The 22,319-nt window shown below is 63.6% G+C and carries 17 protein-coding genes; 13 read left to right on the top strand and 4 right to left on the bottom strand.

Annotation, left to right across the window (positions count from 1 at the left end; translation table 11 throughout):
• Positions 1 to 1,044, top strand: a complete 1,044-nt coding sequence (locus tag DT070_RS18210) for an XdhC family protein (RefSeq protein WP_122956669.1) — start codon at positions 1 to 3, stop codon at positions 1,042 to 1,044.
• Positions 1,045 to 1,134: 90 nt separating this feature from the next.
• Here DT070_RS18210 and DT070_RS18205 read toward each other — a convergent pair whose 3' ends face one another.
• A complete protein-coding gene (locus DT070_RS18205) occupies positions 1,135 to 3,309 on the bottom strand; it encodes a hypothetical protein (RefSeq protein WP_164483779.1) in 2,175 nt (724 codons plus the stop codon).
• A gap of 50 nt (positions 3,310 to 3,359) precedes the next feature.
• Here DT070_RS18205 and DT070_RS18200 point away from each other — a divergent pair, with 50 nt between their 5' ends.
• On the top strand, positions 3,360 to 4,415 hold the full coding sequence (locus DT070_RS18200) for a glycosyltransferase (RefSeq protein ID WP_122957485.1): 1,056 nt from the start codon (positions 3,360 to 3,362) through the stop codon (positions 4,413 to 4,415).
• On the opposite strand, the gene DT070_RS18195 is transcribed toward DT070_RS18200, so the two are convergent.
• From DT070_RS18195 to DT070_RS18185, 3 genes are read right to left on the bottom strand one after another with little or no spacing between them, the layout of a single operon-like run.
• On the bottom strand, positions 4,412 to 5,755 hold the full coding sequence (locus DT070_RS18195; RefSeq protein WP_122956667.1) for a FecR domain-containing protein: 1,344 nt from the start codon (positions 5,753 to 5,755) through the stop codon (positions 4,412 to 4,414). The two genes, DT070_RS18200 and DT070_RS18195, sit on opposite strands and share 4 nt — an antisense overlap.
• Before the next feature lie 49 nt (positions 5,756 to 5,804).
• Entirely contained in the window at positions 5,805 to 7,220 is a 1,416-nt protein-coding gene (locus tag DT070_RS18190) for a FecR domain-containing protein (RefSeq protein ID WP_122956666.1), read from the bottom strand.
• Between the two features lie 42 nt (positions 7,221 to 7,262).
• Positions 7,263 to 8,591: a surface lipoprotein assembly modifier gene (locus tag DT070_RS18185; RefSeq protein WP_122956665.1), complete on the bottom strand. Its 1,329-nt coding sequence runs from the start codon at positions 8,589 to 8,591 to the stop codon at positions 7,263 to 7,265.
• Positions 8,592 to 8,846: 255 nt separating this feature from the next.
• Between DT070_RS18185 and DT070_RS18180 the strand changes: the two genes are divergently transcribed.
• The 11 genes from DT070_RS18180 to lpdA all read left to right on the top strand — a co-directional run bounded on the left by DT070_RS18180 (position 8,847) and on the right by lpdA (position 22,302).
• Positions 8,847 to 9,230 (top strand): metalloregulator ArsR/SmtB family transcription factor, encoded by a 384-nt coding sequence (locus DT070_RS18180; protein ID WP_122956664.1) that lies wholly within the window; start codon positions 8,847 to 8,849, stop codon positions 9,228 to 9,230.
• 10 nt (positions 9,231 to 9,240) lie between these two features.
• Positions 9,241 to 10,581, top strand: coding sequence for a sulfite dehydrogenase (soxC, locus tag DT070_RS18175; RefSeq protein ID WP_122956663.1), 1,341 nt, complete (start codon positions 9,241 to 9,243; stop codon positions 10,579 to 10,581).
• Positions 10,568 to 11,755 (top strand): c-type cytochrome, encoded by a 1,188-nt coding sequence (locus tag DT070_RS18170; RefSeq protein WP_122956662.1) that lies wholly within the window; start codon positions 10,568 to 10,570, stop codon positions 11,753 to 11,755. The genes soxC and DT070_RS18170 overlap by 14 nt, the downstream gene beginning before the upstream one ends.
• Before the next feature lie 149 nt (positions 11,756 to 11,904).
• Positions 11,905 to 12,372, top strand: coding sequence for a thiosulfate oxidation carrier protein SoxY (gene soxY / locus DT070_RS18165; protein WP_092125878.1), 468 nt, complete (start codon positions 11,905 to 11,907; stop codon positions 12,370 to 12,372).
• Positions 12,373 to 12,432: 60 nt separating this feature from the next.
• Entirely contained in the window at positions 12,433 to 12,744 is a 312-nt protein-coding gene (gene soxZ, locus DT070_RS18160; RefSeq protein WP_122956661.1) for a thiosulfate oxidation carrier complex protein SoxZ, read from the top strand.
• A gap of 92 nt (positions 12,745 to 12,836) precedes the next feature.
• A complete protein-coding gene (soxA, locus tag DT070_RS18155; RefSeq protein ID WP_122956660.1) occupies positions 12,837 to 13,643 on the top strand; it encodes a sulfur oxidation c-type cytochrome SoxA in 807 nt (268 codons plus the stop codon).
• 37 nt (positions 13,644 to 13,680) lie between these two features.
• Positions 13,681 to 14,340, top strand: a complete 660-nt coding sequence (gene soxX, locus DT070_RS18150) for a sulfur oxidation c-type cytochrome SoxX (protein ID WP_122957484.1) — start codon at positions 13,681 to 13,683, stop codon at positions 14,338 to 14,340.
• A gap of 146 nt (positions 14,341 to 14,486) precedes the next feature.
• Positions 14,487 to 16,202 carry a thiosulfohydrolase SoxB gene (soxB, locus tag DT070_RS18145; protein ID WP_122956659.1) on the top strand — a complete coding sequence of 572 codons (1,716 nt, stop codon included), beginning with the start codon at positions 14,487 to 14,489 and terminating at the stop codon, positions 16,200 to 16,202.
• Between the two features lie 291 nt (positions 16,203 to 16,493).
• Positions 16,494 to 19,382: a 2-oxoglutarate dehydrogenase E1 component gene (locus tag DT070_RS18140; protein ID WP_122956658.1), complete on the top strand. Its 2,889-nt coding sequence runs from the start codon at positions 16,494 to 16,496 to the stop codon at positions 19,380 to 19,382.
• Positions 19,383 to 19,433: 51 nt separating this feature from the next.
• On the top strand, positions 19,434 to 20,708 hold the full coding sequence (odhB, locus tag DT070_RS18135; RefSeq protein ID WP_122956657.1) for a 2-oxoglutarate dehydrogenase complex dihydrolipoyllysine-residue succinyltransferase: 1,275 nt from the start codon (positions 19,434 to 19,436) through the stop codon (positions 20,706 to 20,708).
• A gap of 166 nt (positions 20,709 to 20,874) precedes the next feature.
• Positions 20,875 to 22,302: a dihydrolipoyl dehydrogenase gene (gene lpdA / locus DT070_RS18130; protein ID WP_122956656.1), complete on the top strand. Its 1,428-nt coding sequence runs from the start codon at positions 20,875 to 20,877 to the stop codon at positions 22,300 to 22,302.
• Positions 22,303 to 22,319 lie beyond the last annotated feature (17 nt).

Genomic DNA, 22,319 nt, shown 5'->3' with positions numbered 1-22,319 from the left:
ATGGACAACATCGACCTCGAAGTTCTGAAAACCTCGTCGCAGTGGCTGGCCGCCGGGCTGCGCTGCGAGCTGGTGACCGTGCTCAAGACCTGGGGCTCCAGCCCGCGGCCCGAGGGCTCCATGCTGGCCATCTGCGAAGACGGCCGGGTGGTGGGCTCGGTGTCAGGCGGCTGCATTGAAGACGACATGATTGACCGCGCCCGCCGCGAAGGCCTGAGCCAGGCGCGGCCGGCCATCGTGACTTACGGCGTCTCCGCCGATGAGGCGCGCCGCTTCGGCCTGCCTTGCGGCGGCACCATTGAGCTGGCGATTGAGCCGTTGACAAAAGCCAGCCGGATTGACGAACTGCTGCAGCGCCTGCAGGCCGGTGAACTGGTGGCGCGCCGGCTTGATCTGCACACGGGCGCCGTCACGCTCAGCACGGCCCAGCCCAGCCAGGGCATGCAGGTGTCTGAGGCTGCGCTGGTGACCTTGCACGGCCCGCGCTGGCGTTTGCTGATCATCGGCGCCGGGCAGCTGTCGCGCTTTGTGGCGCAGATTGCGCAGGGCATGGACTACGCCGTGACGGTGTGCGACCCGCGCGAGGAATACCGTGACAGCTGGCAGGTCGACGGCGTGGAGCTGGCCACCGGCATGCCGGACGACGTGGTGCACGACATGAAGCTGGACGCGCGCTGCGCCGTCATTGCGCTGACGCACGACCCCAAGCTGGACGACCTGGCGCTGATGGAGGCGCTGCGCTCTGAGGCGTTTTACGTCGGCGCCATCGGCTCCCGCCTGAACAACCAGCGCCGCCGTGAGCGGCTGGCCGAGCACTTCGACTTGACGGCCGAAGAGCTGGGCAAGCTGCACGGCCCGATCGGCCTTTACATCGGCAGCAAGACGCCGCCCGAGATTGCGATCTCCATCCTGGCTGAGCTGACGGCGGTGAAGAACGGCGTGGCTTTGCCGCGTGCTGTGGGTATTGCTGAAGCGAAAGCGCAGGCGGGGTTGCTGCCGACTGGCGAGGTGTGTGCGCTGCCCGCGTCGCCTGGTGAGGCCTGAGCGCGGCTTCACAGGATCTCACGGAATTTTAAGTAAAAAGTGCCTCTAGCCCAGGCGCTGCCTGGGCTTGTAGCTACTAAATTGATAGCGCTACAGCTTCGCCGTGCTGGCAGAGGCGGGCACATCAAAGGCCGCAGGCGCCAGCCCCGCGCGCGTGCGCTCAGCCATATGGGCCCAGGCGGCCTCCCATTCCCGAACGCGCGCGGCCAGGTCAAAGAGCGGCGCGCCGGCTTTTTCGGCCAGCAGCTGCTGCCTTAACTGCTGCAGCGCTTGCGGGTCGCGCCCCAGGCGCACGGCCTCTGCGACATAGGCGTCCGGGCTTTGCATCACGCACTGGTTTAGTCCCGCGGCCCGCAGCATGCTGCCGCCCAGGCGCGAGGCCATGCTGTCGCCCGCGCAGGTGATGGCCGGCACGCCGATGCGCAGGGCGTCTTCCAGGCCCTGGTTGGCGCTGAAACGCAGGGTGTCGAGGAAGAGGTCGGCGTGCTTCATGCAGGCGAGCGTCTGCACGCGCGAGAGGCGGTTGGCAAACAGCAGGCGGTTTTCATGCACGCCGGCGGCGTTGGCCTCGCGCACCAGGTTGGCGGCAATGGGCAGGCTGTAGGCGGGCAGCCAGAGCACCGCGTCGGGCAGCGAGCGCAGGATTTTCATCCAGGCGGCGAAGCTTTGCGGATCGAGCATGACCGACGGCACCACCGAGCAGAGCACCAGCGCGCCGGCGGGCAGGCCGGCTTTCTCGCGGTTGTCCCAGCCGGCCTCGGGTGCTTCGTCATGCGTGGCCAGCCAGCAGGTGTGCGGCAGGCGCACGACGGCGCCGTAGGGCGTGAGGTCCAGCCCGTCGGGGTGCACAAAGGTGTCGGACATGTTGTAGTCGCAAGGCCGCGGCGGGTTGTGGCGGTGCCACGTGAGCTGGCGTATTTGCACCGGCGCCACGCGCAGCTCGGGTATTTCGGGCCGGCACCAAGCGGTGTCAAACGTCATGTCGACAAACACGTCGAGGTGGTCCAGCCGCATGCGCGCGGCGGCTTCCACGTCGGACATGTGCGCGATTTCCGTCACGCTGGCGACGTGCGCTTGCAGCATTTCGCTGTGCGCGGGTTCGGGGTGCCGTGTCGGTGAATAGAGGTGGATGGCAAAGCGGCTGCTGTCGTGCAGCGCAAGCTGGCGTTTGAGGGCGTGCGCATGGCGCTCGTCGCGCAGGCTTTGCACCGTGATGCCGATCTGGATGCGCCCGTCGCGCTTGCCCACCGGGTTTTGCCGCTGCACAAACGGCGGCAGGGGCGACTGCAGGTCTTTGCTGATCCTGGCCACCGAGATGCGGCGTATCTGTGCCAGCTCGTCTTCGTTCATGCCGAGCATGAGGCCGTAGAACTGCGCGTCGCGCCAGTCGCGGCCTATGCCGGTGCGCAAGACGTCGTCCAGCATTTGCCGCAGCGTGGCCGCGGCGCGTTCGTTGTCCCGCCAGTCGCAGACGGTCATGGCTTCGAAGGCCTGGCCGGTGTAGAGCTGAAACGCATCGGGGAGTTGACCTTGGGGGCCACGCAACCTGTGGTCGAGGTAGGCGGGCGCGATTGAGCGGGAGAGGAAGTCCTTGAAGTAATCCAGCGTGGCGGCGTCAAAGCGCAGTCTTGCTTCGCGGGACTTTTCAAAGTCACCGTTGAAAGCCAGCACGGCGGCGGTGCGGATGCGGATGTCCAGGTCGTCCGGGAAGCGAAGCGCGGCCGCTTCAAGCACGGCTAGCGCCTCGGCATAGCGCCGGGCGCCGCAGAGGTAGTCGCTCAGGTTGACGTGGTAGGGCGCGTGGGCGGGGTCTTGCGCCAGGCATTGGCGGGCGCATTCGAGCGCGGCCTCCCACTGCGACTGCGCGGCGGCCATCAGCCCGACGTTGTTGAGGGCGCGCCCATGGTGGGGGTCCAGCACCAATGCGCGCTGGTAGGCCATGCTGGCGCGGGCGAGGTCGCCGCAGCTTTCGGCCGCGATGGCCAGGTTGGCTGCACCGTCGGCGGTTTCCAGCAGCAGGGCCTCGACGGAAAGCAGTGCCTTGTACGCCGCCATCGGCCGGGAGAGCGCAGACAGCAGCGTGGCGCAGGCCGAGGCGGCATTGACGTCGGTGGGCTGCAGGGCGAGGGCTTTTTCAAAGGCGATCAGCGCCTGCTCGAGCTGGCCGGCGGCATGAAGCCGGGAGCCGCGCAGCATCCAGCTTTGGCTGTCTTCAGGGGCCTGCAGGCCGGCAGCGTCGGGTGCGCCCGGGAGCGTGTTTTGCATCCTCCGGATTATGTGGCAGAGCCTCGCATCGCAGGGATAATTGCCGAAGAATGAATGCCTCTGCTCCAGCCTCGCCTTCGCCTGCATCACCAGCCTCTACGCTGCATTTGCTGGGGCGTTTCAGCCAGGCCTATACCGGTGCAGAGCGTGAGCTGCTGGACATCCGGCGCCTGCTGCAAGGGCGGCGGCCTGTGAAGCTGTGGTCGGATGTGCCGCTGCACCCCAGCTACGCGGGGCAGGACATTGCCGTGATCCAGCCTTTTGCCCAGCAGTTCCCCAGGGGCGGCGCCTTGCTGATTGCCGGCGTGCACATGCGGCCCGGCCTCTGGCTGAAGTACGCGAAGTTTGAGCAGATCATCCTGTTTTACAACCTGGCCAACCACGCGCAGCTGTTTGCAGCGATGGAGTCCCTGCGGGACAGCACGGGTCTAGACCCGGAGCTGGTGTTCGTGTCAAAGCTGCTGCAGTTGAGCGTTGGTTTGCCTGGGCGCATTTCACGCAGCCTGATGGACGTGCAGCCTTTCCTGGCGGTAGCCGGCGAGCGCTTCGCACAGGCTTCCACGCCGGGGGCGGCTGATCGCCCCTTCACCGTGGGCCGCGTCAGCCGCGACGCACCCGACAAGCACCACCCCGAAGACCCGGCGCTGTACCGCATGCTGGCCAGCCGGGGGCTGCGGGTGCGCATCATGGGCGGCACCTGCATGGCGCAGGCGCTGGCGGGTGTCGAAGGGGTTGAACTGCTGCCCGCCGGCGCTGAAAGCACGCCCGATTTCTACCGTTCGCTGGATGCATTTTTCTATCGCACCGGCGCGTCAACGGAAGCGTATGGCCGCGTGGTGGTGGAAGCCATGGCCGCGGGCCTGCCCGTCGTGGCGCACGTGCGCGGCGGTTATGCCGAAGTGATGGAAGACGGGGTGTCGGGCCGGCTCATACAGTCGCAGGAAGAAGCTTACGACGCGGTGATGCAACTGGCGGCGGACCCCGCGTTGTGCCGGAGCATGGGCGAGGCAGGAAGGCTGCAGGCGATCGCTGTGCATGGCCCCGAGGCCACGCAGCGGGAGATGGTTTATTACCTTGGGCCTGCGGCTGCCTGGTGCGGGCGTTAAGGCGCCTTGAAGATCGCGGTGCCGGTGAACGTGCCTGCCGGCGACAGGCCGCCGTTGTAAATAAGGCCCGCGTAATTGGCGTTGGGGCCTGTGAACATGCCTTTGATGCTGCCGCTGCCGCTGCTGAAGGTGGAGCTGGAGAAATACAGGAAGTTCTCCACCACATTGCCAAATGAGGTGTTAATGTTGACGTCCAGAAAGCCACCACCAAAGTTGACCGAAAGCGTTGCGCTGTTCAGGACTCCGCTGGCACCGGTGTACGACGTGGGGGCCGAGCCGCCGACGAGAGTGTAGGAGGCGGCTCCCCCGATGGTCGGTATGACCGGCGTAGCCTGGCCCACGAGGTAGTGAATCTCGGCGAGGTTGGTGGGGCCTGTCTTGGTGCCGGTGGCCCAGTTGCCCCAGCCGATGAAGTCATTGGTAGCGACTGAACCGAAAGAGCCCGCCGCTGTGTTGACGGTCGGCGTGAAGGTGAAGCCAGAAGCTTCGATGGACGTGGCCTTGCTGCCGCTCAGCACCACTGACGTTGAAGCAATCGGGCCGGCAAAGCTGCCATTCGGGTCAGTGTTGACAGGCGGCAGATGGTAATGAACGACAGCGGTCATGTCGGTGAAGGTGCCGTTTTCACCGGTGGGGAGTCCAGCAACTTTTGAGTCTTCCACGAGGATTTTTGGTGCTCCCTTGGGCGTGGTCTGGTTACCCACAATCACAGGATCCTGTATGGGCCCCGGCGTGGGCACTATGGCTCGCACATTCGTGCGCACGGGTGCGTCCGTGTTGTTGACCACGCGCACCGATTCACCGGCCGTCAGGCCCACGCAGCCGCCGGCGTTGCAGACTTCGATGCCGTCGAACTCGGTGGTTACACCCAGCGAGCCGTCGGGGTTGTAGCCGGCATTAAAGCCCGAGCCGCGTATGCCGATCGTGGCGGTGGTGGTGGTGACCTTGTAGTTCTCGCGGTTGCGCTTGCCGATGAGGCCGGTGACGGCCCGCATGCTGCCGCGCAGCAGGTCGACCAGGAAGCGGTCTTCTTTCGGGTCGGCCTTGTCGACATAGTTGGCCACCTTGAATTCGGTATTGGGCTGCAGGGACACCAGGCCGCCGTCGGTGAAGCGCACCTGCGCCCGGCCGCTGGCGCCGGTCACGATGGCCTGGCCGCTTTCGATGTCTTTGCCTTTGACCAGCGGTGTGGAGCCGCCATCGGCACGGCGGACATTCACATCACCTGCAATGAACTGGGCCACACCGGCAGAAGCCGCAACAGACGCCTGCAGCGGGTAAATGGCAGCCAGCGCAACGGCCAGGACAGTGTGCTGAAGCTTGAAGGACGAGGGGGTCATGCTGATTCTCCGGAGATTTTTTTGGGTAATGCTGTGCGCGCGGGCTGGCTTATTGGGGGATGGCGCTCAAGCCGGTCTGCTGGAAGACGGCTGCGCCGGAAACCTGGCCTGCGCTTTCGATCGGCGTGCTGTAGACCAGCGCTGCCCGGCTGGCGTTGCTGCCGGTGAAGAAGCCGGTGATATTGGACCCCGAAGTATTCGTGATCCTGGAGTTGTTGATATCCAGGGAGATGCCCGTCACTGAGTAGTTGGTGCCGCCAAAGCGTGTGGTGAGGTCGAGATAACCATTGCCCTGGCCGGCGCCGCTGAAATTGGCTGTGATGGAGCCGCCGACCAATTGACCTGCGCCGAGCGTGTTGGAAAACGCCGTGCCGCCGGCAAGCGCGTAAGTGCCCTGCATGTTGGTGGGCATTTGCGCCAGAGGCGTCGGCCGGCCCATCACAAAGTGAACGGACTCGATGGACGCGGCCGAACCGCCCACGATCTTTTGCCCCGTTACCCAGCTGCCCCAGCCGACGAAATCGGCGTCGGTGGGTACGCCCAGCGTGCCCTTTTCCATGTTGGTGAGGCCGGGCGTGCTGCGGAACTGGGTCCGGACGTTGCTGCTGTCGACGCTGTCGAAGTCGATGGGTTGCCCGCTGAGGAAGCTGGTCAGCACGGCGGTGCCGCCCTCGGGGTGGTAGCTTTCCGCCACCGGGTTGGCTGAGGTATCGGTAAACACCACGCCCACCGACAGGTCGGTGAACACTTGCCTGGCAGGGGCGGACGGCGTGGAAACGATGCTGGCCTTGCCGTCGGCAGTGGTCTGGTTGCCGACCGTGACCACCTCCTGGGCTGGCGCCGGCGTTGGCACGTTTGCCCGCACATTGGTACGTACGGGCGCCTCGGTAGGGCTTACCACGCGCACTGACTCGCCTGCCGTCAGCCCCACGCAGCCGCCGGCATTGCAGACTTCGATGCCGTCCAGTTCGGTGGTGATGCCCAGCGAGCCGTCGGGGTTGTAGCCCACGCTGAAGCCGGAGCCGCGTATGCCGATGGTGGCGGTGGTTGTGGTGACCTTGTAGTTCTCGCGGTTGCGCTTGCCGATCAGGCCGGTGATGGCCCGCATGCTGCCGCGCAGCAGGTCGACCAGGAAGCGGTCCTGTTTGGGGTCTGCTTCGTCGACATAGTTCGCGATCTTGAATTCGGTGTTGGGCTGAAGGGACACCAGGCCGCCGTCGGTGAAGCGCACCTGCGCGCGGCCGGCGTTGCCCGTCAGGATGGATTCGCCGCTCTCGAGCGCTTTGCCTTTGGCGAGCGGCTCGGTTTTGCCGTTTGCGCGCAGCACATTGACGTCGCCGGCGATGAATTGAGCCACGCCCGCCGACCCGGCCGCCAGGGTGTGCGCCGGAAACAGGGGGAAGGCCGCCGCCACCACGACCGAGAGGGCGGTGCGTTTAAGCGGAAGGCTTCTTCTTGTTTTCATGGCGTTGGTTTCCTGCCGTTGCGTTCTCTGTCGTGACGAAGGTCAGAAATCGCGGCGCACCGTCACGGAGAACAGGCTGCGGTTGTAGTCGGAAATGGCAACATTGGATTTCACGTTGGTCAGCGTCAGCTGGGGCGTGACGCGCCACAGTTTGGCGGGCACCCAGTTCAGGCCCAGGTTCAAATTCCATTGCTTGTCATGGCGGGTGACAAGGAAGAGCGGGTCGGCGCCGCCGTATTTGCGGTCTTCATAGCTCACGCTGCCAAACAGGGCCAGGGCATCTGACAGCGTTTTCTGCGCACCGGCGCGAAAGCCGACGAGGTCGTGGCCCAGGTGCGGCACACCGGCGGCGTTTTCCTTTTCGGTCCCGACATAACCGCCGCCAAACACGATGATGTTGCTTTCGCGGAAAGCGTGCGCGTATGACGTGCCGAGCACCGTGCGTGTGGCGTCGCGAATCGACTGCCCCGGGTATTTCAGGTCGCCCCACTGGATGTAGGTGCTCCATTGGCGAAAGCCGTCGATGCGGTAGGTCCATTCGCCCACAAGGCCTTGCTGGTCGCGTGCGCGTGATCCGTTGACGGAGTAGGTGCCGGCCTGGACGACGCCGCTGAATTCGTGCTTTTCATACCGGTAGCTGGCGCCGGCGTTGACGTCGACCTGCCCGGTGTCGAAGTCGCCGTGCTTCGCGTTGGCGCGGGCATTGCCGTAGACGTTGCCGATCAGCGACCAGCGTGGATCCACGACATAGCGGGCGGATACACCGCCGCCCAGAGTGAAAAACGTGTCCTTGGTTTCAACGCCAGCCTGGTTCAGCGTGAAGATCAGCCCGCCGAAAGCCGGAACGGCCACATTGGGGTTGCCCGGGCCGCTGTTGATGTTGGTGTCGTAGCCGATACCGGCTTCGAGGAAGGGCTTGACCGAGGAGCGGGCCGCTTCCTCGGTGCGGTCAATGGCCTGCAGGAACTGGTCGATGGTCGCGGCGGCCTCGGCGGGGATGTTGTCCCGCTTGGTTTCCATCAGCACCTGGCGGGAGGCCTTGGTGTCGCCGACGGAGAAGAGGGCGCGGCCGAGTTCGGCGCGTGCCCGCGAGTTGCTGGGTTGCACGGCCAGCACGCGCTCCAGTGCGAAGACGGCCCGGGTGTACTGTCCGGTCTCATTGGCGGCGATACCCAGCACGGTGTCGAAGTCGGGATCCCCTGCGCGTGCGGGCTCTTGCGGCTCCAGCAGGTCGAAGGCTTTTTGCGCCTGGCTTTGGTCGAGCAATGTGCGGGCATTGGTGACCAGGGCGTCGACCTCTGCATGTGCGGGATGGGTGATCAGGGCCGCGACCAGTAAGCCACCCGAAAAAAGTGTGTTTTTTGAAAACATAAGTATTATTTTTTAAGTGTCTTAGGTAACAACCCGTAAGCAACAAAAGTTTTATATCACGCTCAAGGGGCGTGCAACGCTTTATTACACCTTTCGGCGGGGGGTGAAATTGCGTGTTGGCAACACCTTTTGCCGGTTTGGCCGGTGCCTGGTGATATTTACCAATTTCACGGTGCCTGAGGGTATCTACGGTGTCTTTCCTTATGGGTACTGATGAATAATATTAGTCATTGCTTATATTAAGAAAAAGTTGCTATGGACCAGATGATTCAGGGCAGTGCGCAGGTTGAAAGAGGCCGGGTTTTTGAGCTGGCGGCGGAACTTTTCGCCGTGCTGGCAACGCCCATGCGTTTGCGGGTGCTCAGCGCCCTGTGCGAGCGTGAAAAGTCCGTCAATGAGTTGTTGGCTGAAATCGACACCACGCAGCCCAATCTTTCACAGCACCTGGCTGTGCTCTACCGCACCGGCGTGCTGGCCAAGCGCAAAGAGGGCACGCAGGTGATCTACCGGGTGCAAAGCGAAAAAGCCGTGGCGCTGTGCCGCAGCGTCTGCACGCAGATCGCCATCGAGCTGGACGAGCCGGGCGCGCTGCCGCCGGGCGAAAGCCTGTCGCCCCGGTCCGGAGCTGCTGACGCCTGAATAAAAAGAGATGCCATCCATGTTGAACCGATTCATCCAGCGTGCCCCTGAGCACTTCCTCTCGCGGGACCAGATTCATGAAGTGCGGGCAGGGCGCCGCGGCTTTCTGGCCGGGGCGTTTGCGGCGGCCGCCGCTGCGGCCAGCCGTGCCAGCGCGCAAGGCGCTGCCGCCGAGGGCGACGCCAATATCCTGAACCTTCCGCCCCACAGCAAAGGCCTGGGCCAGCCTGTGGCGGCCCGCGGGTACGGCCTGCCCAGCGAATGGGAAAAAAACCTGCAGCGCCGCGAGAGCCCGGGCCTGACGCGCATCGGCCAGGCGAGCGTGAGCTTTTGCCCGCTGCAGGGCCTGTTCGGGATCATCACGCCCAGCGGCCTGCACTTTGAGCGCCATCACCAGGGATGGTGGGACATCGACCCCTCCAAACACCGCCTGATGCTCAACGGCTCGGACGACATGATGCTCAAGCGACCCATGGTGTTCAGCATGGACGAAATCATGCGCCTGCCCAATGTGAGCCGCATGCATTTCATCGAATGCGGCGCCAACACCGGCATGGAATGGGGCAACGCCGCCGTGCCGACGGTGCAGTACACCCACGGCATGCTCAGCTGCAGCGAATTCACCGGTGTGCCTTTGCGCGCATTGCTTGAGTTGTGCGGCACTGATTTCAAGCGTGCCAAATTCATCCTGGCCGAAGGCGCGGACGGCTCGGGCATGACCCGCACCATCCCCATGAGCCTGGTGATGAGCGGCGAAGTGCTGGTGGCCTACGGCCAGAACGGCGAAATGCTGCGCCCCGAAAACGGCTACCCGCTGCGCCTCGTCGTGCCGGGCGTGCAGGGTGTGAGTTGGGTCAAATACCTGCGGCGCATCGAAGTGGGCGACATGCCCTACGGCGCCAAGGACGAAACCATCCATTACGTCGACCTGATGCCGGACGGCCTGCATCGCCAGTACACCAGCGTCCAGGAAGTCAAAAGCGTGGTGACTTCGCCCAGCGGCGGCCAGGTGTTGCTGCAAAAGGGCTTTCACAACCTCACCGGCCTGGCCTGGAGCGGGCGCGGCAAGATCCGCCGGGTCGACGTGTCGGTGGATGGCGGAAAAAACTGGACGCAGGCGCGGCTCGAAGGGCCGGTGCTCTCCAAGTGCCTCACGCGTTTTAACGCCGACTTCGTCTGGGACGGCAAACCGGCAATCTTCCAGAGCCGCGCCGTCGATGAGACCGGCCAGGTACAGCCGACTTACAGCGAACTGCGCAAGGTCCGCGCATCGCGCAGCATCTATCACAACAACGCCATCCAGTCGTGGTCGCTGGAAGAAAACGGCGAGGTGAAAAATGTCCAGGTTTGAGTTGCACCGGCTTTCTTCGCCCTCGTTCGTGCTGGCGGGCCTTTGCCTGCTGGGCGCAGGTTGGGCCCACGCCCAGCCGGCCGCGCGGCAAGCCGCGCTGGCAGAGGTCGGCCGCACCGCCACACCCGCCGAAATCAAGGCCTGGGACATCGACGTACGGCCCGACTTCAAGGGCCTGCCCAAGGGCCAGGGCTCGGTGCGCCAGGGCGAAGTGCTGTGGGAAGCGCAATGCGCCTCCTGCCATGGCAGCTTTGCCGAATCGTCCGAGGTGTTCACGCCGATTGCCGGCGGCACGACTGCGCAAGATATCAAGAACGGCCGCGTCGACGGCCTCTTGCCCGGCGCCAACCAGCCCAACCGCACCACGCTGATGAAGGTCTCCACGCTGTCGACGTTGTGGGACTACATCAACCGCGCGATGCCCTGGAACGCGCCCAAGACGCTGACCGCCGACGAGGTGTATGCCGTGACGGCCTACATCCTGCACCTGGGCAATGTCCTGCCCGACAACTTCACGCTGTCCGATGCCAACATCCGTGAGGTGCAGGCCCGCCTGCCCAACCGCAACGGCATGACCACCGCGCACGCGATGTGGCCGGGCAAGGAGCTGGGCGGCACGGCCAGGCCCGACGCCCAGGGCTCCAGCTGCATGGCCAATTGCAAGACCGAGGTCGTCATCAAAAGCTTTTTGCCGGACTACGCGCGCAATGCGCACGGCAACCTGGCCGAGCAGTCCAGGCTCGTGGGCGCCAGCCGCGGGGTCGACACCACACAAGCACCAGTGGCCGCCGGTTCACAGCCAAATAGTGCTCCAGCCCAGGCAGGGCGTGCGCTAGCCGCTCCTGAAAAGATAGCAACGGCAGCGCCGGCCACGGCAATACCTGCAGCCGCCTCGACAAAGCCGGCAGCCGCGGGCGCCGCCTCCGTCATGCCGCTGCTGCAGAAAAACGCCTGCCTGGCCTGCCACGGCATGGACAGCAAACTGGTGGGCCCGTCCTTCAAGGATATAGCCAACAAATATAAGGACCGCGCAGATGCTGCGAACTACCTGTCGGGCAAAATCAGGTCCGGTGGGCAAGGCGTGTGGGGTGCCATCCCCATGCCGCCGACGGCCTTGAGCGCGGCGGAGGCGGCGCAAATTTCCCAATGGCTGGCGCAAGGCGCGGCGAAGTAGGGCGCAGGGCCGGATGAAAGGCCATGCGAAGGTGGACGGTGTTTTTTTGAGGCATGCTTGGGAGAAATACCCTCCCGCGTTTTCGAGTTTTTGTGTCCAATCGTGTTCAGTGTTTAAGACATTCAAGTTATATAAAAAGGAGTTCAGTCATGGAACGTCGTGATTTTTTGGCAAGCAGTTCTGGCGCCACCGCGCTGGTGCTGGCCGCTACCGCCGGTTTGAGCCCGGCCCATGCGCAAAACGCAGCCGGCTGGAACAAGGCCGCTTTTGACAGCAAGTCCCTGGCCGACGCGGCCAAGGCCATGGGCGCCACCAGCGCGCCCGTTGAAAGCAAGGATTTGCTGCTGCAGGCGCCTGAAATTGCCGAGAACGGCAACGTGGTGCGCGTCGGCGCCCAAAGCAACATCGCCAACACCTCGCAAATCGCCCTGGTGGTTGAGAAAAACCCCAGCGCGCTCGCCGCCATGTTCGACATCCCGGCCGGCACCGATGCCAACGTGTCGACCAACATCAAGATGGGCCAGTCGTCCAACGTTTACGCGCTGGCCAAGGCCGGTGACAAGTACTTTTATGCGGTCAAGGAAGTGAAAGTGACTTTGGGTGGCTGCGGCGGCTAATCCCCGCCTTTCCCGCCCAAACCCGATCACCACCACAACCCTTGAAATCAGGAGAAAAAAATGTCAGAACCGATGCGAATCCGGGCACAGGCCCAAGGCGATAAAACCACGGTGCGCGTGCTCGTGAGCCACGAAATGGAAAGCGGCCAGCGCAAAGACGCCGCCGGCAAGACCGTGCCGGCCTGGTTTATCCAGAACATCTCGGCGACCTGGAACGGCAAGACCGTCATGAGCGCCCAGTGGGGCACGGCCGTGTCCAAAAACCCCTTCATGCAGTTCAGCTTCAAGGGCGGCAAGGCCGGCGACAAGGTTGCCGTCAGCTGGGTCGACAACCACGGCGACAAGCGGACCGACGAAGCCGTCATTTCCTGAGTCCGGGCCTGAGCCCGGCCGGGTCCGGGCGTTCCCGCCGCGGCGCAAGCTGCCCATAACGATAAATTTGAGCGATATTTGAGGAGACCACGATGAAATCAAGCCTGTTCGGGCTGGCGGCGCTGGCCGCGATCGCTGCCTTGCCTTTGACTGCCGCGGCGCAGAAAACCACGGCCGAAGGCATCGCCGAATACCGCGCCATGCTGGCCGACGGCAACCCCGCCGAGCTCTATGAGGCCAAGGGTGAATCCCTCTGGAAAGAGGCGCGTGGCCCCAAAAAGGCCTCGCTTGAAAAATGCGACCTGGGCAAGGGCCCGGGCGTGGTGAAGGGCGCGTTTGTCGAGCTGCCGCGGTTTTTTGCCGATACGCAGCGCGTGCAGGACCTGGAGTCGCGCCTTTTGACCTGTATGGAGCAGTTGCAGGGCTTTAACGCCGGCGAAATCGCCAAGACGCGCTTTGGCGCCGGTGAGCAGAAAACCATCGAATCGCTGGTGGCTTACATTTCGGGCGAATCGCGTGACCTGGCCTTCAACGTGCCGCAGTCGCACGCCAAGGAAAAACTGATGTACGAAGTCGGCAAGAAGGTGTTTTACCTTCGCGGCGGCCCCTACGATTTCTCCTGCGCGTCGTGCCACGGCGAAGACAACAAGCGCGTGCGCCTGCAGGATTTGCCCAATCTCACCAAGCAGCCTGGCGCCGGCGTCGGCTTCGGCTCGTGGCCGGCCTACCGTGTCTCCAGCGGCGACCTGTGGAGCATGCAGCGCCGCCTGAACGACTGCTACCGCCAGCAGCGTTTCCCCTTCCCGGGTTACGCGTCCGACGCGACCATTGCCCTGGGCGTGTACATGGGTGTCAACAGCAAGGCCGGCGTCTCGATTGCGCCTGCCTTGAAGCGCTAAGCCGGCAGTGAGGATTCAAATGAACACCACCAACACGATGAACAAGACCCACGCAAAAGCGGCGCTTTCAGCCGCCGGCATCGCCATGACAGCCGCGCTGCTGGCCAGCTGCGCCACCGCGCCGACACCCCAGCAGGTGGACGAAGCCACCCAGCAGGTGCTTAAAAGCTCTTTCAGCGAACAGGGCATCGCCAAGATGGACCGGCTCGCGCCGGATGCCTCCAACCAGGCCTGCTCGGAAGCCGCCGGCAAGCCGCTGGACGAAAAACTCGCCAAGTCCATCGAAGAAGCCAACATGAAGACGGTGAAGCTGCCTTCCGACGGCAAATACCTCGGCAGCTGGGCTGAAGGCGAAAAAATCGCGCAAAACGGCCGGGGCCTGACCTGGACCGACAAGCCGGGCGAGGCCAACGGCGGCAGCTGCTACAACTGCCACCAGATCAGCAAGGCCGAGCTGTCCTTCGGCTCCATCGGCCCCAGCCTCTACAACTACGGCAAGCTGCGCGGCGTGAGCGACCCGGCGTCTGCCGAGAGCAAACCCATCGTCGACTACACCTGGGGCAAGCTGTGGAACGCCAAGGCCTACAACGCCTGCTCCGACATGCCCAGGTTCGGCCATGCCGCCATCCTCAATGAGCAGCAGATCCGCGACGTGATGGCGCTGCTGCTGGACCCGAATTCGCCCGTCAACAAGTAATCGAGCCGGTCACCAGGCCGTGGCCGATTTATCAGTGTTTTAGGCCTCCAGCCCATATCCCAACTGGGCTGGTAGCTATCAAATCAATAGCAATTTAACTGGATTTCCAGTAGGTGCCCGTCGCACTGGGCAGGATGTTTAACGCCATGAATCTCTCCCGCCGCGAGTTTGCAAGTGTCATGGCGGCCGCCCTGGCCGCCGGTTTCCCATTGCGTGAGGCCGGCGCCGCCCAGGCCGCCAGCCTGTATGAGCTGCCGCGCACCGGCAATGTGCACCTGCTGCATATGACCGACTGCCACGCCCAGCTGCTGCCGATTTACTTTCGCGAGCCGTCGGTCAACCTCGGCGTGGGCGCGATGCGCGGGCAGGCGCCGCACCTGGTGGGCGAGCACCTGCTCAAGGCCGCCAGTCTGAAGTCAGGCACGCCCGAGGCGCATGCGCTGACCTTCCTCAACTTCGAGAAAGCCGCGCGCCAGTACGGCAAGGTCGGCGGCTTCGCCCACCTGGCCACGCTGGTCAAACAATTGAAAGCGGGCCGCCCCGGTGCCTTGCTGCTCGATGGCGGCGACACCTGGCAGGGCAGCGCCACCGCGCTCTGGACGCAGGGCCAGGACATGGTCGATGCCTGCAAGCTGCTGGGCGTGGACGTGATGACCGGCCACTGGGACTTCACCTACGGCGAAGAGCGCATCAAAAAAATCGTCGAGCAGGACTTTGCCGGCAAGATCGATTTCGTCGCGCAAAACGTCAAGACCAGCGACTTCGGCGATGCGGTGTTCAAGCCCTACGTGATCAAGGAAATGAACGGCGTGCCGGTCGCCATCGTCGGCCAGGCCTTTCCCTACACACCGATCGCCAACCCGGCCTGGCTCACGCCCAACTGGAGCTTCGGCATCCGCGAAAGCGAGATGCAGGAAACCGTGAACGAGGCACGCGCCAAGGGCGCGCAGGCCGTGGTGCTGCTCAGCCACAACGGCATGGACGTGGATTTAAAGATGGCGTCGCGCGTCACCGGCATCGATGCGATTCTGGGCGGCCACACGCACGACGGTGTGCCGGTACCGGTCATCGTCAAAAATCCGGGCGGCCAGACCATCGTGACCAATGCCGGCAGCAACGGCAAGTTCCTTGGCGTGCTCGACCTCGACGTCAAGGATGGCAAGGTGGCGGGCTTCAATTACCGGCTGATGCCGGTGTTTGCCAATCTGCTGCCTGCCGATACGGCGATGAATGAACTGATCGGCAAGGTGAGGGCGCCGTACGCCGCCAAGCTGGGTGAAAAGCTGGCGGTGACCGAGGGCACGCTTTACCGCCGCGGCAATTTCAACGGCAGCTTTGACCAGCTCATCCTGGACGCGCTGATGAACGTACGCGGTGCGGAGATCGCGTTTTCGCCCGGGTTCCGCTGGGGCACCTCGCTGCTGCCGGGCCAGGCCATCACGCGTGAACACGTCATGGACCAGACCGCCATCAGCTACCCCTGGACCACGCTGACGGACATGCGCGGCGACATGATCAAGACCATTCTGGAAGACGTGGGCGACAACCTCTTCAACCCCGACCCGTATTACCAGCAGGGCGGCGACATGGTGCGTGTGGGTGGCTTGACCTACACCTGCGAGCCCGGCGCGAAGATGGGCGAGCGCATCCAGGACATGCGCCTGGGCGGCAAACTGATCGAAGCCGGCAAGACCTACAAGGTGGCCGGCTGGGCGCCCGTGGCCGAGGCCAGCAAAAACGCCGGTCCGCCGGTGTGGGATGTAGTGGAAAGCTACCTCAAGGCCCGCAAAGTCATCAAACCCGTCAAGCCCAACACGCCGAAACTCGTCGGCGTGGCCGGCAATCCAGGCCTTGCTGCCTGAGCTTTTGCCCCCAACTGTGTGGCAGCTGTCAATGAGCTGTCAGTGGGCTGTGAATGAACTTCCAGTGGTGCTCATGTCCGCTATGTGAGCGCGTGTAAAAGCATGGCCCATTCGAAATGGGCATAACCATGGTCTTTCCGCTGTCACAGTTCGGTGGCACAATCTGGGTTGTTTCTGAAGGCCCTTCCTGCCACAGTCGCATCCGCTAATCGGTCCAGCCGTGTTGCGGAAGGTTAATTAACAAGCTTTAACCAGCTAATGTTTCCCCCAGGGAAACGGAGGTCAGCGGATATGAGTTCAAACCCGACGGCATCGTCTGTCTATTCGGCCTATCAAGCCAACACTTATCTCTTCGGCGGCAATGCGCCCTATGTCGAAGAGATGTACGAAAACTACCTCGCCAACCCCGGCAGCGTGCCCGACAACTGGCGCGAGTATTTCGATGCACTCCAGCACGTTCCCGCCGTTGACGGCAGCAATGCCAAGGACGTTCCGCATTTGCCGGTCGTCAATGCCTTTGCCGAGCGCGCCAAGCAAGGCCAGACCAAAGTCGTGGTCGCCAGCGGCGCCGACTCCGAAATGGGCCGCAAGCGCACCGCCGTCCAGCAACTGATCGCCGCCTACCGCAACGTCGGCGCACGCTGGGCCGACCTGGATCCGCTCAAGCGCGCCGAACGCGACAAGATTCCCGAACTGGAGCCCTCGTTCTACGGCTTCAGCGACGCCGACCAGGAAACCGTGTTCAACACCAGCAACACCTTCTTCGGCAAAGACACCATGAGCCTGCGTGAGCTCATGAACGCGCTGCGCGAAACCTATTGCGGCACCATCGGCGCCGAATACATGTACGCGACGGACCAGAACCACAAGCGCTGGTGGCAGCAAAAGCTCGAATCGATTCGTAGCAAACCCACCCTCAGCAAGGAAAAGAAACTCCACATCCTCGACCGCCTGACGGCCGCCGAAGGCCTGGAGCGTTTCCTGCACACCAAATACGTCGGCCAGAAGCGCTTCTCTCTCGAAGGCGGCGAAAGCTTCATCGCCAGCATGGACGAGCTGATCCAGCAAGGCGGCATCAAGGGCGTGCAGGAAATCGTGATCGGCATGGCCCACCGCGGCCGCCTGAACGTCCTGGTCAACTCCCTCGGTAAAGTCCCGGCCGACCTGTTCGCCGAGTTCGACCACACCGCGCCGGAAGACCTGCCCAGCGGCGACGTCAAATACCACCAGGGCTTCAGCTCCGACGTCACGACGCCCGGCGGCCCGGTTCACCTGACACTCGCGTTCAACCCGTCGCACCTTGAGATCGTCAACCCCGTGGTGGAAGGCTCGGTGCGCGCCCGCATGGACCGCCGCGCCGACCCCAAGGGTCTGCAGGTGCTGCCCGTGCTGGTGCACGGCGACGCCGCCTTCGCAGGGCAGGGCGTTGTGATGGAAACGCTGGCACTGGCCGAAACCCGCGGTTATTTCACCGGCGGCACCGTGCACATCGTGATCAACAACCAGATCGGCTTCACCACCAGCGACCCGCGCGACAGCCGCTCGACGCTGTATTGCTCCGACGTCGTCAAGATGATTGAAGCGCCTGTGCTCCACGTCAATGGCGACGATCCGGAGGCCGTCGTGCTGGCCACCCAGCTGGCGCTCGAGTTCCGCATGGAGTTCCAGAAGGATGTCGTGGTCGACATCATCTGCTTCCGCAAACTGGGCCACAACGAGCAGGACACGCCTGCGCTGACCCAGCCGCTGATGTACAAAAAAATCGCGCAACACCCCGGCACGCGCAAGCTGTACGCCGACAAGCTGGCTGCACAAGGCATGGGCGACACGCTGGGCGACGACATGGTCAAGGCCACGCGCGCCGCACTGGACGCCGGCAAGAGCACTTTTGACCCCGTCCTCACCAACTTCAAGAGCAAGTACGCGGTCGACTGGGTGCCTTACCTCGGCAAGAAATGGACCGACGCCGGCGACACCGCCATCCCCATGGCCGAGTGGAAGCGCCTGGCCGACAAGATCACGGCCATCCCCGCAACCGTCACGCCGCACCAGCTCGTCAAGAAGGTGTATGACGACCGCGCAGCCATGGGCCGCGGCGACATCCCGGTGGACTGGGGTATGGGCGAGCACATGGCATTCGCCTCGCTGGTGGCCAGCGGCTACCCCGTGCGCCTGTCGGGCGAAGACTGTGGCCGCGGCACCTTCACGCACCGCCACGCCGTGATTCACGACCAGAACCGCGAGAAGTTCGACACCGGCACCTACGTGCCCCTGCAGAACGTGGCCGACAACCAGGCGCCGTTTGTCGTCATCGACTCCATCCTGTCTGAAGAGGCGGTGCTGGCGTTTGAATACGGCTACGCGTCCAACGACCCCAACACGCTGGTGATCTGGGAAGCCCAGTTCGGCGACTTTGCCAACGGCGCGCAGGTCGTGATCGACCAGTTCATCGCCTCGGGTGAAGTGAAGTGGGGCCGCGTCAACGGCATCACGCTGATGCTGCCCCACGGCTACGAAGGCCAGGGCCCCGAGCACAGCTCGGCACGCCTGGAGCGCTTCATGCAGCTGTCGGCCGACACCAACATGCAGGTGGTGCAGCCCACGACGGCCAGCCAGATCTTCCACGTGTTGCGCCGCCAGATGGTGCGCAACCTGCGCAAGCCGCTGATCATCATGACGCCCAAGTCGCTGCTGCGCAACAAGGATGCCACCTCGCCGCTGTCCGAGTTCACCAAGGGGGGTTTTCAGACCATCATTCCGGAGAACAAGGAAGAGATCAACAAGAAGGCCGACAAGGTCAAGCGCGTCATTGCCTGCTCCGGCAAGGTGTATTACGACCTGGCCAAAAAGCGCGAAGAAAAGGGCGCGGACGACACCGTCATCCTGCGCGTCGAGCAGCTCTACCCGTTCCCGCACAAGGCGTTTGCCACCGAGCTGAAGAAGTACCCCAACGCCACCGACATCGTGTGGTGCCAGGATGAACCGCAAAACCAGGGCGCCTGGTTCTTCGTGCAGCACTACATCCACGAGAACATGCTTGAAGGCCAGAAGCTGGGTTATTCCGGCCGTGCCGCTTCGGCATCGCCGGCAGTGGGCTACTCACATCTGCACCAGGAACAGCAAAAGGCGCTGGTGGACGGCGCATTCGGCAAGCTCAAGGGCTTTGTGCTGACCAAGTAAGGCCAGCCTCTTCAACATACAGAACACAAGAACGTACACGAAAGAATCAACATGGCTATCGTAGAAGTCAAAGTCCCCCAGCTGTCCGAGTCCGTGGCCGAGGCCACCATGCTGCAGTGGAAGAAAAAAATCGGCGAGGCAATCGCCATCGATGAAATCCTGATCGAGATCGAAACCGACAAGGTCGTCCTCGAAGTGCCGGCGCCCGCTGCCGGTGTATTGACCGAACTGGTTGTCGCCGACGGCGGCACCGTGGTGTCCGACCAGGTGATCGCCCGGATCGATACCGAAGGCAAGGCGGGTGCAGCAGCGCCTGCCGCCGCACCGGCTGCTGCGGCAGCGGCTGCACCAGCTGCTCCGGCGGCTTCCGCACCTGCCCCAGCGGCGGGCGGCTCCATGGCCGGCGTTCCGATGCCGGCAGCGGCCAAGCTGATGGCCGACAACAACCTGGCGGCCGGCTCCGTGCCCGGCACGGGCAAAGACGGCCGCGTCACCAAGGGCGATGTCCTCGGTGCAACCGCTGGTGGTGCTACAAAATCAGTAGCAGCATCCGCAATACCTACGGGGGCTCCGACCACTTCTTTGCCTCAAGTGGCTGCGCCGTCCAAGGCCTCCGACCTGGGCGACCGCCCCGAGCAGCGCGTGCCCATGAGCCGCTTGCGCGCCCGTATCGCCGAGCGCCTGCTGCAATCGCAGGCCACCAACGCCATCCTGACAACCTTCAATGAAGTCAACATGGCGCCGGTCATGGAAATGCGCAAGCGCTTCCAGGAAAAGTTCGAGAAAGAACACGGCGTGAAGATCGGCTTCATGAGCTTCTTCGTCAAGGCGGCTGTGCATGCGCTGAAGAAGTACCCCGTGCTCAACGCGTCGGTCGACGGCAATGACATCGTCTACCACGGCTACTTCGACATCGGTATCGCCGTCGGTTCACCGCGCGGCCTGGTGGTGCCCATCCTGCGCAATGCAGACCAGATGAGCTTTGCCGACATCGAAAAGAAGATTGCCGAGTACGGCGCCAAGGCGCGCGACGGCAAGCTGGGCATTGAAGAAATGTCGGGCGGCACCTTCTCGATCTCCAATGGCGGCGTGTTCGGCTCCATGCTGTCCACCCCCATCATCAACCCGCCGCAGTCCGCGATTTTGGGCGTGCATGCGACCAAAGACCGCGCCGTGGTGGAAAACGGCCAGATCGTCGTTCGCCCGATGAACTACCTCGCCATGAGCTATGACCACCGCATCGTCGACGGCCGCGAAGCCGTGCTGGGCCTGGTGGCGATGAAGGAAGCGCTGGAAGATCCTGCACGCCTGCTGTTTGACATTTGACACCCCTGTTGCCGCTCACTGCGTGTAGCGGCCTCCCCCTCAAGGGGGCGACACCTGCGGCCCGGCAAAGCCGGTTCCGCGGTGTCTCGCGAACAGGCTTTGCTTCGCTCGCCGGTGCGAGGGCAAATCGAGGTATTGCCACCGGCAGCTTTATTGAAAGAACACCATGTCCAAACAATTTGATGTCATCGTCATCGGTGGCGGCCCCGGCGGCTACATCGCCGCCATTCGTGCAGCGCAACTTGGCAACAACGTCGCCTGCATCGACGAGTGGAAAAACGCCAAGGGCGGGCCTGCCCTGGGCGGCACTTGCACCAACGTAGGCTGCATTCCTTCCAAGGCGCTGCTGCAGTCGTCCGAGCATTACGAGCAGGCCGGCCATCACTTCGCCGACCATGGCATCGAAGTCAAAGGCTTGAGCCTGGACGTGGCCAAAATGCTGGGCCGCAAGGACACCGTCGTGAAGCAGAACAACGACGGCATCGTTTACCTGTTCAAGAAAAACAAGGTCACCTTCTTCCACGGCCGCGGCTCTTTTGTGGGCGCCAAAGACGGCCTGTACGACATCAAGGTCGCCGGTGCTGCTGAAGAAACGATCTCCGGCAAACACATCATCGTGGCCACGGGTTCCAATGCCCGCGCATTGCCCGGCGCGCCGTTTGATGAAGAAAACATCCTGTCGAATGATGGCGCACTGCGTATCGGCGCCGTGCCGAAGAAGCTGGGCCTGATCGGCTCCGGTGTGATCGGCCTGGAAATGGGTTCGGTCTGGCGCCGCCTGGGCGCCGAAGTCACGGTGCTGGAAGGCCTGCCGACTTTTCTGGGCGCTGTGGACCAGCAGATCGCCAAGGAAGCGCACAAGGCGTTTACCAAGCAGGGCCTGAAGATCGAACTCGGCGTCAAGGTCGGCGAAGTCAAAGCCGGCAAGAAGGGCGTGTCCGTCGCCTATGTCGATGCCAAAGGCCAGGCCCAGACGCTGGACGTCGACAAGCTGATCATCTCCATCGGCCGGGTTGCCAACACCATCGGCCTGGCGCCGGAAGCCGTGGGCCTGAAGCTGGACGAGCGCGGCGCAGTGGTGGTCGACGAAGAATGCAAGACCAACCTGCCGAATGTCTGGGCGATCGGCGACGTGGTGCGCGGCCCCATGCTGGCGCACAAGGCGGAAGAAGAGGGCGTGGCAGTCGCCGAGCGCATCGCAGGCCAGCACGGCCACGTCAACTTCAACACGATTCCCTGGGTGATCTACACCAACCCCGAGATCGCATGGGTTGGCCAGACGGAAGAGCAACTCAAGGCCGCTGGCCGCGCCTACAAGGCCGGCACCTTCCCTTTCATGGCCAATGGCCGTGCGCGCGCACTGGGAGACACCACCGGCATGGTGAAGATGCTGGCTGACGCCGCCACGGATGAAATCCTGGGTGTGCATATCGTCGGGCCTTTTGCCAGCGAGTTGATCGCCGAATGCGTGGTGGCCATGGAGTTCCGCGCCAGCAGCGAAGACATCGCACGGATCTGCCACGCGCACCCGTCGCTGAGCGAGGCCACCAAGGAAGCCGCGCTGGCGGTCGACAAGCGCACGCTCAACTTCTGATCACGGGCGCAGTGCCG

Origin of the sequence: Polaromonas sp. SP1 (genome assembly GCF_003711205.1) — a bacterium.
Classification (GTDB): domain Bacteria; phylum Pseudomonadota; class Gammaproteobacteria; order Burkholderiales; family Burkholderiaceae_C; genus Polaromonas.
The sequence above is the reverse complement of the archived record's forward strand: the minus strand, read 5'-3'. Positions and strand labels throughout refer to the sequence as shown.